The sequence below is a fragment of the Vibrio sp. T20 genome (assembly GCF_007858795.1).
Taxonomy (GTDB): Bacteria; Pseudomonadota; Gammaproteobacteria; order Enterobacterales; family Vibrionaceae; genus Vibrio; species Vibrio satsumensis.
Genome location: NZ_VFEB01000045.1, coordinates 172,311 through 185,048 on the forward strand (window position 1 = coordinate 172,311; position 12,738 = coordinate 185,048).

Sequence of the window (12,738 nt, forward strand, 5' to 3'; positions counted from 1 at the left end):
GAAACGTAGAAACCACTCTCCTGAATTTAATTGCAACAGTAAATCACACACAAACGTAGAGGTAGCGCACAGAATCGAAAAAGGGGATATCGTGATCACGTAATCATTGATCTAGCCGATAGTGAGATAGTGATAAGAGGTCGATAATTCGTTGTCGGATCTAAATTAGAACTGTGAATCTAATTTCTAAGTAGTTGTTATCTCAGGAAGAGTTTGTGTGCTATGCGCCCCTATATTAAATACATTATCCCTATTTTAATTCCTTTCATTATCCTCGTAATGCCGCTATCAGCGTTTCCATTTGAAGGCCTCACGATTATTCAACAACGCGTTATCGCGATCTTTTTATTAGCGGCATTGTGCTGGGTGTTCGAGCCTATCCCGATCTACGCGACGTCTGTTGTTATTATCGTTCTGCAATTATTGATGTTGTCGGATAAAGGGCTGATCTTTTTAAGGTTTGAGCATGGGGAGGAACATTTTGGTGAGTTGTTAAAATACAGCGATATCATGGCGACATTCGCTAGCCCAATCATCATGCTGTTTTTAGGTGGTTTCTTCTTAGCGATGGCCGCCACTAAGTATCGCTTAGACGTCAACTTAGCTCGCGTGTTGTTGAAGCCATTTGGACAAGATCCAAAGTTTGTGATGCTCGGCTTAATGTTGATCACTGGTATCTTTTCGATGTTTATGTCTAACACGGCAACAACGGCAATGATGCTATCTATTTTAACGCCGGTACTGGCTGTGTTTGGTCCGAAAGACCCCGGTCGTGTAGCGTTTGCGCTTTGTATCCCTGTTGCCGCTAACATCGGTGGCATTGGTACCCCGATCGGTACCCCGCCGAACGCTATCGCACTTAAATATTTAGTTGGCGATAACCTCATTACGTTCGGTGAATGGATGGCATTTGGTGTGCCGTTTGTCGTTATTATGATGGCGTTAGCGTGGTTTTTAATAGGCTTTATGTACAAAGCTGACCAAAAGAAAATCGAGCTAAGCATCAAAGGTAAATTCCTTAAAACGCCCAAAGCCATTGCGGTATACGTCACTTTTGCGCTAACCATTATTCTTTGGTTAATGGGCTCAAGCCATGGCATGAACTCTTATACCGTCGCTCTTATTCCTGTCGCTGTGTTCTCACTCACAGGGATCATCAATAAAGAAGACCTGAAAAAGATTTCTTGGGACGTACTGTGGCTTGTATCAGGTGGTATTGCACTTGGTTTGGCTCTCGATAAAACGGGCTTAGCAAAGCTGGTGGTACACAGTATTCCGTTTGATAGCTACTCACCCTATGTGGTGTTGTTCGGAGCGGCGTTCTTGTGCTTGGTAATGGCAAACTTTATGTCTCATACCGCAACGGCTAACTTGTTAATGCCAATTATGGCTGCATTAGGTTCGTCTATGGCTTCACTCACGCCACTAGGCGGCGAGTTAACGTTAATTCTGGTTGTGACTTTTGCCGCTTCATTAGGTATGTCGCTGCCAATCAGTACGCCACCGAATGCGTTGGCTCATGCCACTGGTCATGTGCAAAGTAATCAAATGGCCAGAATCGGTATTATCTTGGGTGTAGTTGGTGTGCTATTGAGCTTTGTTATGGTGTGGCTGCTACATTCAATTGGTCACATAGGGTAACGATACGTGTATCAACAAAAGCTAGAAGCACTTATCGATCGCTATTTTAATCACGCAGAACGTCGGGTGACGTGCTGTGCCGGTAACACCATTATTGAACAATCAGCGTTAAACACTCGTTTATATTATGTGTTGAGTGGGGAACTGGAAGGGTTTTATTCCGAAGAGAATACACCTCAAGTGCGAGTATTTAGCGCGGGTAGTGGGGCTTTTATAGGCGTTCATAGCTTCTTTTCAGGTAATTGGACAGCATCTTCAACGGTTGTTGCTAAAACCGATGTTGAGTTAGCGTGGATCGATAAAGACACGCCTGCAGAAGATGAACGTAAGTTTGGTCCTCTTACCGCACAGTTCACACCTGTGATTGTCAATGAGTTGTCGCGTCGTCAACGCCGTGCAACACAAGAAGCGATAGCGAAGCAAAAAGCGCTAGAGAAGTTACATACTGCTGAGCAAATGACGACCTTAGGTCAATTAGCTGCAGGGATTGCCCATGAACTTAACAACGCTATTGGCGTCGTAAATAGTAAATCTGGCCGACTTGAAACGGTCATCATGGATCTACTTGAAGAAGTGCATCCAGAAGCCAGTCAATTTTTCGATTTTGGGTTAATGCATGGTCAGAAAACGTCGTCGTCAGAAGCACGAACACGTGGGCGACAATTTGAAAGAAAATATGGTTTAGACAAAAACATTGCTCGCTCTCTTGCAAAGGCGATTCCAATTGACGTTCTATCTGCAACAGACGTTATTTCAAAACATTGGCTGAAAAACCCAGAAGAAGCGATTCGTTTTTGGCAGATGGGCTGTGATTTACATGATTTACGTTTGGCATCTAGACACACCGTAGGCATTGTAAAATCGGTTAAACAACTTGGCAGAGTTGATATTGACACCGAAGAAGCGGTTGATATTAATGACTCCATTAACCATGCCTTATCGTTGTTACAAAGTGAGTTACGTAGAGTATCTGTGCGATTGAGCCCCGCAGATTTGCCGCCTTTTAAAGGCTCGAAAACAGAGCTCGTTCAGATTTGGGTCAACATTGTAAAGAATGCTTGTGATGCAATGTCGAATTCAGACGATGCCGCAATAGAAATTCAAACCAGATTAAGTAAGAAAAGAATATTAGTTACGATCGCGAATAACGGCCCTGAGATAGACGAGGTGACTCGTAGAAAGGTATTTCAGCCCAACTTCACCACTAAAAAAGGTGGTTTGTCGTTTGGATTGGGCTTGGGTTTATCAATCGTTAAGCGGATTGTGGCGGGTTATGGCGGAAGTATCATTGTGAAAAGTGATGCTTCTAAAACTGTATTTAGGATCAAGTTACCAGTAGAGGGTGAACATGGAGAAGCTTAATTTAATCTGTGTCGATGACCAGAGGGAAGTACTGAGCGCAGTGGTACAAGATTTAGAGCCGCTGGCGAGTTGGCTGAATATTGAAGATTGTGAATCAGCGCAAGAAGTGCTTGATCTCATTGATGAACTTGACGCAGAAGGCGAACACATTACCGTCATCGTGTCTGATCATGTGATGCCAGGGAAAACGGGGGTGGAGTTACTCACTGACGTGTTCCATGACAGCCGCTTTCCGAATACAAAGAAAATTCTTCTTACGGGGCAGGCCACTCATACTGATACCATCAATGCGATTAATGCAGCAGGTATCGACCGTTACTTTGAAAAGCCTTGGCAAGCAAGCACATTAGTTGAGTGCATTCGTACTCTTGTCACTGAGTACATATTTGATCAAGGGCTTGATTACACGGACTATCAGAATGAACTCGACCAGCAGGTTGTGTTGAGACGCTTACGCTAGTCTCTTATGTTAGCGACTTACGCTAGTCATTGATGTCAGTCGCTTGAAATTATATGCACCGAAGGACGCTTTCTGAAGGATTTTTTCTGTGAAAGATGCAATCTATCGGTGCATATATTACCTATCTTTTTTAGTCGTTCAGGTTTTAGTACTCAGCTATTAACACACTGATTGCATGCTTAAGTATAAAACTCATACGCATCGCCAACGCCCAACGCCAATGCCAACGAGAACTAAGTTAATGCATATCTTTATACATCCCACTAGTGCCGTGCCTGCCTCCAGGTAACGCCAGCGGATGCCTTGTGTTTTTTTTTACGAACGAATCCCTGAGCATGCAGCAGAACTTCGTACGATGCCGCTTTCTCTATATTCAACATTTGAATGCAATTTGTGGAATATATCAAAATTAATTAAATTGATAGTAAGTTATTATTTTTCATTATGTTAGGGTTCTTTTCTTAAGGCCAGCTGATTAGGGAAGAGGCTCATGAAAAAGGGATTTGTGATAGCGATATCAATCGGCTTTGTTGTGTTCTTCCTCGTTGGACGTGAACTTCAATGGTTCGGGTCCAGTAATTCCGAGTCGTTCCCTAAACTTCCTAATAGTCCCCAATTTGTGCCATCTACTGATTTTGACGGTGAGTGGCTAGGTCGTCGTATTAACACCACTGGCAATAATATGTGTGAACGGACAACCATCACCGGAATCATTCGAAAGGGTAAAGCCACGCTAAGGCTTACCTACAACGGAACACCATTAGAAGGTTGGGTGACAGAAAGCGGCGGCTTACGTTTGTATGCGAAACATCGCCAGTGGGACTATCGCTTTTCAGCAACTGGTAGCGGCAAGCGATTTGATGGTCGTTGGCACTTAACCAATGGCCCGTGTAAAGGAACTTGGTTTATAGAAAAGCTGGGTGACAATCTTGGCGTTGACGAATAAAGGACAATTTTCATGACATCCAACATTTGGCACTTTCGATACGCATTTGCAGAAGGTTATTACGTTAGGGAACTCTGCCTTTTACCGTTCTCAATTAAAGTTGGTCTACGTTGATGGGTTAGCCGAACAAGATACATATGCAGCACTCTAATATCATGTGTTATGACAAGTTTTTGAGAGATTAAATATTATTGTTTATCGTAAACGCATGAGAGTATATTCGTTATTAAATTCATTGCTGTTTGAATTTTATGTACTGATTTTATTTAATTAAAAATATATCAGTAATGATATTTTTGGATTTTTAATATTGTTATTTCTATCAGTTTTCAGGATTTTTAGCATGTATCAATCAAAACGAAACTGAGTTGTTTGTTAATAAACCTGCGAAAGTTTGCGTAATGTTGTATACCTCCAGTGAATTAAGATGAAAGTTATATAACCTATTGTTATTTATAAAGTAAGTCAGGTAAGATTAGTGACTTAAGAGCGGAGCAGAAAGCTTAGGGTGAGAAATCAGACGCCGTCTGCTTAATAACCGTTATACGCCATAGCATTCTATCAAATAAAAGGAATCAGCATGTTTAAAGGGTTTAGTCTAGTCCTGTCAGTTTTCATTTGTACATTTGCACAAGCTAATACTTCCGTTGAGTTTGAAACTGCACAAAAATTGTTGACGGCGATGGACGTTGATAAACAAATGTTAGGTGGTTTCGACGCAATGTTGCCAATCGTTAATCAGATAGCGGGTAAGCTTGAGCTTAATTCTCAAGAAACTGACCAACTAAAAGATCTTTATAAAGATTGGTTTGAAAATGATATTGATAGAGTAAAAATGCGTGTCGAAATTGCAAAGCTCTATTCTAATCAATTTACCGTTACGGAAATGAACCAAATAATAGAGTTTTACGACACGCCAATTGGGAAAAAGCTGATACAAAAATCGCCAGAGTTAGCAAAGCTTGGAGCGCAAATTGGCATGACAGAAGCTCAAGATAAGCAACAACAATTACTTGAAAGAATCACTCCTTTCATAAAGGAGCATAGTGCTAAGTAACTGGTGATCTACTATCACGTTAGTTTTCGTTGAACAACTAAGGTGTTCACATCTTCATCATGCTGTATTACCGAGAGAAATCATGGACAGTCGTATCTAATTAAATTTTATTAAATACTTATTTTTAGAGTTACTGTTTATTATTGCACTAGGTCTTGTCTATTGGATATCAGACGGTGATCGTTCATCGCTACTAACCATAGGGCTGATAATTTGTGTTCCTCCACTAATAAAAATTCTAATGTTGTGGTGGAAGCTTCGCGATAGCTCATTTGAAATCACGAATAGTCACGTACGTTTAAATGGAGTTGCTTGTGATGTGACTTTACAGCGCAGCTTGCTTCCGTTTGAAATTGGCTCATTCATCAAACTTTCATACACGAAAGGTGCAATGAGCCAAGAAGAATGAAAGCGTGTGTTAGCGTGTCGAATATAGTTCCACGGCTTTAGTTTGTGTTGTGCGCCAGTTTGTATTTCGGATGCGGTTCGTGTGCTAGTATCGCCTTTTCTGCATCGAGCTAATCTATGACTAACGATCATTTCAAAGGTAAATATGAGGTTGAGCTGAAGTATCGACTTAGCTCTAAGTCTGAGTTCTTAAAAACTTTGAACCTAATTCCCCATGAAGTGATGCTGCAAGACAATCAGGAACGTGATTGGTATTTCGATAGCCCTGATAGAAGCTTACAAGCTCAGAACAAAAGCTTGTGTATTCGCACTATGGAGCCGTCGGGTATCAAGTTATGGATTGTAAAAGGCCCTGAGCCTGATCGATGCGAAGCGACAAATATCACCGATGCGGCGAATGCCAAGAGCATGCTAGAGAACTTGGGATATGACGTGATTCTTAAAGCGCAAAAAACTCGCAGTATTTACTTTGTGGGCGAATTTCATATTACTGTCGACTCACTAACGGGTATCGGTGATTTTGCAGAGTTCGCTATCATGACGGATGATGAGTCTAAGTTATCGGTTTATAAAGATGAATTGGAGTTATTAGCCAGTCGGTTTGGGCTGACTCAATCAGCACTACAAACTCAATCTTATAAACAGATGTTTGAGGAAATGAACGCATAGCACAGCGCTTAAGCGTCAGGGAGAGTTATGGACACCATTATCAAACAAGCCATCGAGTTGCGAAAAGAAGCCAAGTATCAAGAGTCACGAGATTTGTTGGCGACACTGCTCGATGATGAAAAGTATGCTGCGAAAGCGCACTTGCATATAGCTTGGTCTTACGACAATCAAGGAAAAGAGCAACAGGCGATTGAGCACTATGTATTGTCTCTGTCTGGCGTGCTTTCTTCAGTAGAGCGTTTTGATGCGTTGTTCGGCTTGGCGAGCACTTATCGAAGCCTAGGCCTTTATGCAGAGGCTTTAAGCTATTTCGAACAGACTATGGCTGAGTATCCTGATTCCCTTGAAGTTCAGCCTTTCTACGCGATGTGCTTGTATAATTTGGGTCGCCATAAAGAGGCAACGTCTCTGCTGCTTGAGTTGTTGGTTTCTACGACTAATAGCGAAGCGATCAAAGAGTACCAAAGAGCGATCTCCTTATACGCTCAAGATTTAGATAAAACTTGGTAAGCTGCCAACTATAAAGCTCATCTGCTTGCTTAAAAACGATGAGCTTAGCTTAGCTTTACTTTCTTAGGACGAAACTTTCTGCCGTCCATAATATTCAAAGACATCAGTGTTAGGTTGGTTGCGCCTGCTATCAGTTCTAAAATCTGAACGCCATAAAACACAGAGTCGAACTCTCCTAAACTTGCCCACTGATTCAAAAAGTACGCGGCTGGAATCAAAATAACGATCCCGTTGAACGCGATAATTGGCATGCGTTTACTTTTACGCTCAACTATTTTCTCTTTACGTTGTTTTGCCATAGCTGCACCAGTCGCACCAGTAATAGCAATGGCTGGGACAAGAATAAACAAGCCTGGAAAAACGATCATCGACTTAACTAGCTTCACTGATTCCAAAGTGCCAAACAGCTCCACAAGCAATGTGCTAGTAAAAAATGTAGCGACACACAGTGTTGCTGTTAATGCCGCTGTTCTGTGGATTATTGGTTTCATATCATTCTCTCCATTAATTTGGTAACATGTTGTCAATTTGGTTTAAGTCTAATTTAATGACAGCATGTTGTCAAAGTGGGTGTTATGGATACGAATGGAGAAGTTTTCACAAAGATCGCACTAGAGATCTTTAAGGTCAGTGGCTTATTGAATGCTGAGGGTGACAAATTAACTGAAGAGTTAGGGCTAAGCAGTGCCAGATGGAAGGTGATGGGGGCGATCGAAAAGTCTGATGATCTGGTCACCGTTTCTCAAATTGCTCGTATTATGGGGCAAAGCAGACAAGCGACACAGCGTGTTACCGACATCATGGTGAAAGATGGCCTGCTAACTTGGCTTGATAACCCGAATCACAAAAAAGCAAAGTTGGTTAATATGACTGAAAAGGGCAAGGAAGCGTATTCGCTATTAGATAAAAAACAGGAAATATGGGCAGAAAGTGGCGCTGAAGGCATTGAAAGAGACGAGCTGGATAAGGCACTAATTACTCTGAAGAAGATGGCTACCTTCTTAGACAAATAGAGAATGGCAGTTGAGAAGAGTACGGAAGCCTAAGTATCATTCGATACTTAGGCTTCAGATTGAGCTTTTTATTCAGATCAGCCGTTACGCTGAAAGCTCTTTACGAACGATCTCTGCGCCAGCGCTGAGTGCATTCAACTTAGCTGAGGCGATCTCGCGAGGCAGGGGAGCCATGCCGCAGTTAGTGCAAGGGTAGAGCTTGTCTGCATCAACGTATTTAAGTGTTTCTCTAAGAGTGCTGGCCACTTCTTCCGGTGTTTCAATGGAATCGGTAGCCACATCGATCGCACCGACCATCACTTTCTTGCCTCGCACCAGTTCAAGTAGTTCAAGAGGTACATGAGAGTTGTGACACTCTAATGAGATGATGTCGATATTGGATTGCTGCAGTTTAGGGAAGACTTCTTCATATTGGCGCCATTCAGTGCCTAATGTCTTTTTCCAATCTGTGTTTGCTTTGATGCCGTAGCCATAGCAAATATGTACAGCCGTTTCGCATTTCAGTCCTTCAATGGCTCTTTCCAAACAAGCGATACCCCAATCGTTCACTTCATTAAAGAACACGTTAAATGCGGGCTCATCAAATTGAATAATATCAACACCCGCAGCTTCAAGTTCTTTCGCTTCTTCGTTGAGGATCTTTGCAAATTCCCACGCCAGTTTTTCACGGCTTTGGTAATGTGCGTCGTAAAGTGTATCAATCATGGTCATAGGCCCCGGCAGAGCCCATTTGATCGGTTGGTCGGTTTGCTGACGTAAGAATTTCGCATCTTCAACAAACACCGATTTCTGACGAGAAACTGGGCCAACAACTGTCGGTACACTCGCATCGTAGCGGTCGCGGATTTTAACGGTCTCGCGCTTCTCAAAATCGACGCCATTCAGGTGTTCAATGAAGGTCGTAACAAAGTGCTGACGTGTTTGTTCGCCATCACTCACGATATCAATTCCGGCTTGCTGTTGCTCATGCAGAGACACTCGTAGTGCGTCCTGCTTGCCATCCGTTAACTCGTCGCCTTCCAGTTTCCACGGAGACCAAAGTGTTTCTGGTTGTGCTAGCCAAGACGGTTTCGGCAAGCTGCCTGCTGTTGAAGTCGGTAATAGTGTTTTCATAATAATTCTGCCTGTCCTTAGATTCCCAAAGTGGATCGTACGTTTCCTAATGCGCGTAAAGTAGAGCGATTACAGCGCGTAGTTGGCAGACCAGTTCTCTAGTACCGACTGATATGGCTTAATGAAGTTTTCTTCTGCGAACTTACCTTGTTCAACAGCTAGCTTGCTTCGCTCTTCTCGGTCATACACGATTTGAGTCAGTGAGTGATCCAAGTTTTTCAAGTTTGGTTGGTAGCAGTTGCCCGCAACAGCGTTCGCGTTGTAGATCTCAGGGCGGTAGATCTTCTGGAAAGTACCCATGGTACTGATGGTGCTGATAAGCTCTAGGTTAGAGTAATCGTTCAGCAGATCACCAAAGAAATAGAAAGCCAGAGGAGCAACACTGTTTGGCGGCATGAAATAACGAACCTGTAAGCCCATCTTCTTGAAATATTGTTCAGTTAAAGAAGACTCATTCGGTTGGTATTCAAAGCCTAATACAGGGTGCTGATTTTCAGTACGGTAATAGGTTTTATTATCTGAAACACTTAAACAAATAACCGGTGGCTTCTTAAAGTTCTCTTTGTACGCTTGAGAGTTAACGAAATATTTAAACAGCTTGCCATGTAAATCACCAAAATCGGCTGGAATACTGAATTTGTCTTGGCCTTTATTATGATCTAATAGTAATACGCTGAAATCATAATCACGAACATAAGACGAGAAGTTATTACCGATAATACCTTCAATGCGCTCATTCGTTTTGTGGTCCAGAATGTTTGTTTTCAGCACTTCAATTGAAGGGAAGGCTTCGTCGTTGCTTTCAATGTCCATATCAACAGAAATGATTTCAAGCTCTACTGAGTAGCGGTCGCCCTTTGGGTTGTCCCAATGTGCTAAGGCATTGAAACTGTTGTCAATCATCTGGAGTGCGTTACGTAAGTTCGCTTGACGGCTGTCGCCACGAGCCAAGTTAGCAAAGTTAGTTGTGATACGCGTGCTGTCTGCAGGCTGGTAGTTTTCGTCGAGGCTAATGCTCTTAATCGTAAAGTTAAATTCATTGTTCATGTTGATCTAGTATCCCAATTCGTTGTCTGATTCTCTCGGTCTTTAATATTTAAGTGCTTTATTTTTGCGTGTGACCGGATTAAGAATCGAGGCTGTCTTCACTAAAAGTGTCGTATAAAGTTATTTGCTTAAGGTTTTTATACGTTGATGGGAGTGGGATTAATAATGGTATTACTTCACATTCATCATGAAGAATCTTCATGATCTATATGTTTGAATATTCAAGTCGGTGTCAGTTATATTAATTAGCTTAATGGAAATATAACCACATTAATACTGTGTTATTTAAGATAATTAATTGAATAAGAGATGGATGAAATGAGTGAATTGCTGTTGTTGATTTTCTACTGTGCGTTACTAGGCAGTGGTGTTGGTTTTCTTGCCGGGCTTTTGGGCATTGGTGGAGGGCTGATTATAGTTCCAGTGTTAAGCAGCATTTTACTTTATTTAGACGTTCTACCATCTGACCAAGTTGTTGTCGCTGCGATTGCGACCTCACTGGCTTCGATTCTATTTACTTCAACCTCATCTGCGCTCGCTCACCACAAGAACGGCAACGTGCCTTGGAACATTGCACCTTGGATCATGTTAGGTGTCGCGCTTGGCGCTTTGGTTAGTGGTTTTATGGCGGCGTTATTACCTGAAAAGGTGGTTCGTATCGTGTTTGCTGTGAGCGTAGTTCTTATCGCGATTAAGATGTTCTTAAGCAGCAAAAGTGACGCGCCTAAAGAGCGAAAGCTACCAAATAAAGGTGTATTAACGGTTCTGACAACCATTACTGGCGGCTTGTCTGCAATGATAGGGATTGGTGGCGGTGCGTTACTCGTTCCATTGCTTACGTTCTTTTCGGTCGATATGAAAAAGGCGATCGGTTGTGCATCTGCGTGTGGCATTGTTATCGCGCTATTTGGCTCTATCGGTTACATCACCTCGGGCAGTAGTCACTTTGCTCTAACTGATGGCTTTGCAGGTTTTGTTTATTTACCAGCGTTATTGGGTATCGTGTGTACGTCTTGGTTTACGGCCCCGTTAGGCGCAAAAGCGACAAACCATTTACCCGTTCCAACCATCAAGAAGATATTCTCAGTGCTGTTGGTTGTTATCGCGGCAAGCATGGTGGCTCGTTAATGATGGTTAGAGACCTTTCCCCGCTCGTAAATATGAACACTTGATGAGGTGTCCATAAACGAATAAAGAGCAGTCATCAGGCTGCTCTTTTTTGTTTGCCTGTCTACATTTATACGATTATGTCTATGAGTATGTTGACAAAATCTTGTTGTTTAACTGGATTCACTGCTATAGCTAAATGTACTTGTTCAGATCAAGGGAATGCTAAAAGTGGGTGATTTATGGATCCGTTAACGCAGGGCGTGCTAGGCGCTTCTTTGTCACAATCGGCGAGTAAAAAACAACATTTGGTGGTCGCTGGGGTTCTAGGTTTGCTATCTGGAATGGCGCCAGATTTAGATGCATTTATTCGTTCGGAGAGTGATCCTTTACTCGCATTGGAGTTCCATCGACAGTTTACCCACTCACTTTTGTTTATTCCTATTGGCAGCTTGATTTGCGCTCTGGTTTTGTATCCTTTGATTGCGAAAAGGCGGGGGCTCTCGTTTAAACAGAGTTGGCTCTATTGCGCGTTAGGTTATGGCACACATGCTTTACTCGATTCTTGTACTACGTATGGCACTCAACTGTTCTGGCCGCTCACCAATGAACGTTATGCTTGGAATACCATTTCGATTATCGACCCTGTCTATACCATTCCTATCTTAATATTGTTGGTGTTGGCGACATGGAAGCGAACTCCATGGCTAGCACGCGCTGCATTTGCTTGGGCACTGATTTATCCAACATTGGGGATGATACAAAGGGATAGAGCAGAAGCGGTAGGATGGCAATTAGCACAAGAACGCCAACATACGCCTATTCGCTTAGAGGCTAAGCCGAGCTTTGCGAATATCTTGGTTTGGAAAGTAGTGTACGAAACAGAGGCTCATTATCATGTAGACGCAGTGCGGGTTGGTACATCGGTAAGCACGTATCCCGGAGAGTCGATCGTTAAGCTGAACGTTGGCAGGGATTTGCCTTGGCTTGACCCTGACTCTCAACAAGCCAAAGACATTGAACGTTTCCGCTGGTTCTCGAATGGTTATATTACTCAGGATCCAACAGACGATCTACGTATTATCGATGTCCGATATTCAATTGTACCTAACCAAATGAAAGCGCTTTGGAGCATCAAACTATCAAAAGCAGTTGATGCAAACACGCATGTAAGATACGAAACTCATAGAGACAACACACCTGAGTCGAGACAGATCTTCTTAGATATGCTTACTGGCGATAAATGATCTAGGTCTAAAAAGTAAAAAGGCTGAGTCAGATAATCTGCTCAGCCTTTATTATTCGTTTATTCCTAAGCTACCGAGCGTTTAAGACTTAATACGACCTAAAATTAGTTCTTGAATATCAATATTCACGATACTCAAATTAATAGAAGCAGAAAGAC

Annotated in this window: 14 protein-coding genes; 11 read left to right on the top strand and 3 right to left on the bottom strand. The window is 42.4% G+C overall.

What is annotated here, in order from left to right; all coding sequences use genetic code 11:
* Window positions 1-222 precede the first annotated feature (222 nt).
* The 8 genes from FTW16_RS02575 to FTW16_RS02605 all read left to right on the top strand — a co-directional run bounded on the left by FTW16_RS02575 (window position 223) and on the right by FTW16_RS02605 (window position 7,053).
* On the top strand, window positions 223-1,641 hold the full coding sequence (locus FTW16_RS02575; protein WP_146489937.1) for an SLC13 family permease: 1,419 nt from the start codon (window positions 223-225) through the stop codon (window positions 1,639-1,641).
* A gap of 6 nt (window positions 1,642-1,647) precedes the next feature.
* A complete protein-coding gene (locus FTW16_RS02580; protein ID WP_146489938.1) occupies window positions 1,648-3,003 on the top strand; it encodes an ATP-binding protein in 1,356 nt (451 codons plus the stop codon).
* Window positions 2,990-3,463, top strand: a complete 474-nt coding sequence (locus FTW16_RS02585; protein ID WP_010438444.1) for a response regulator — start codon at window positions 2,990-2,992, stop codon at window positions 3,461-3,463. The genes FTW16_RS02580 and FTW16_RS02585 overlap by 14 nt, the downstream gene beginning before the upstream one ends.
* A 490-nt stretch (window positions 3,464-3,953) precedes the next feature.
* Window positions 3,954-4,409, top strand: a complete 456-nt coding sequence (locus FTW16_RS02590) for a hypothetical protein (RefSeq protein ID WP_146489939.1) — start codon at window positions 3,954-3,956, stop codon at window positions 4,407-4,409.
* 580 nt (window positions 4,410-4,989) lie between these two features.
* Window positions 4,990-5,466: a DUF2059 domain-containing protein gene (locus tag FTW16_RS02595; protein ID WP_053085782.1), complete on the top strand. Its 477-nt coding sequence runs from the start codon at window positions 4,990-4,992 to the stop codon at window positions 5,464-5,466.
* Between the two features lie 109 nt (window positions 5,467-5,575).
* Complete coding sequence (locus tag FTW16_RS24665; protein WP_230682266.1) at window positions 5,576-5,875, top strand: hypothetical protein; 300 nt, start codon at window positions 5,576-5,578, stop codon at window positions 5,873-5,875.
* A gap of 116 nt (window positions 5,876-5,991) precedes the next feature.
* Window positions 5,992-6,543, top strand: a complete 552-nt coding sequence (cyaB, locus tag FTW16_RS02600; RefSeq protein WP_048659479.1) for a class IV adenylate cyclase — start codon at window positions 5,992-5,994, stop codon at window positions 6,541-6,543.
* Between the two features lie 27 nt (window positions 6,544-6,570).
* Window positions 6,571-7,053, top strand: coding sequence for a tetratricopeptide repeat protein (locus FTW16_RS02605; RefSeq protein ID WP_048659478.1), 483 nt, complete (start codon window positions 6,571-6,573; stop codon window positions 7,051-7,053).
* A 44-nt stretch (window positions 7,054-7,097) separates the two neighbouring features.
* On the opposite strand, the gene FTW16_RS02610 is transcribed toward FTW16_RS02605, so the two are convergent.
* Window positions 7,098-7,544, bottom strand: coding sequence for a hypothetical protein (locus FTW16_RS02610; protein ID WP_146489940.1), 447 nt, complete (start codon window positions 7,542-7,544; stop codon window positions 7,098-7,100).
* Window positions 7,545-7,628: 84 nt separating this feature from the next.
* Here FTW16_RS02610 and FTW16_RS02615 point away from each other — a divergent pair, with 84 nt between their 5' ends.
* A complete protein-coding gene (locus tag FTW16_RS02615) occupies window positions 7,629-8,066 on the top strand; it encodes a MarR family winged helix-turn-helix transcriptional regulator (protein WP_146489941.1) in 438 nt (145 codons plus the stop codon).
* A gap of 84 nt (window positions 8,067-8,150) precedes the next feature.
* Here FTW16_RS02615 and FTW16_RS02620 read toward each other — a convergent pair whose 3' ends face one another.
* Together FTW16_RS02620 and FTW16_RS02625 are read right to left on the bottom strand one after the other, a co-directional pair.
* Window positions 8,151-9,179 carry a methionine synthase gene (locus tag FTW16_RS02620; RefSeq protein WP_146489942.1) on the bottom strand — a complete coding sequence of 343 codons (1,029 nt, stop codon included), beginning with the start codon at window positions 9,177-9,179 and terminating at the stop codon, window positions 8,151-8,153.
* Between the two features lie 69 nt (window positions 9,180-9,248).
* A complete protein-coding gene (locus FTW16_RS02625; RefSeq protein ID WP_146489943.1) occupies window positions 9,249-10,226 on the bottom strand; it encodes a DUF1852 domain-containing protein in 978 nt (325 codons plus the stop codon).
* A gap of 318 nt (window positions 10,227-10,544) precedes the next feature.
* Here FTW16_RS02625 and FTW16_RS02630 point away from each other — a divergent pair, with 318 nt between their 5' ends.
* The gene (locus FTW16_RS02630; RefSeq protein WP_146489944.1) at window positions 10,545-11,354 is read left to right on the top strand and encodes a sulfite exporter TauE/SafE family protein; all 810 of its coding nucleotides are present in this window, start codon (window positions 10,545-10,547) and stop codon (window positions 11,352-11,354) included.
* A gap of 221 nt (window positions 11,355-11,575) precedes the next feature.
* Window positions 11,576-12,580 (top strand): metal-dependent hydrolase, encoded by a 1,005-nt coding sequence (locus FTW16_RS02635; protein WP_048662195.1) that lies wholly within the window; start codon window positions 11,576-11,578, stop codon window positions 12,578-12,580.
* The last annotated feature ends 158 nt before the right edge of the window (window positions 12,581-12,738 follow it).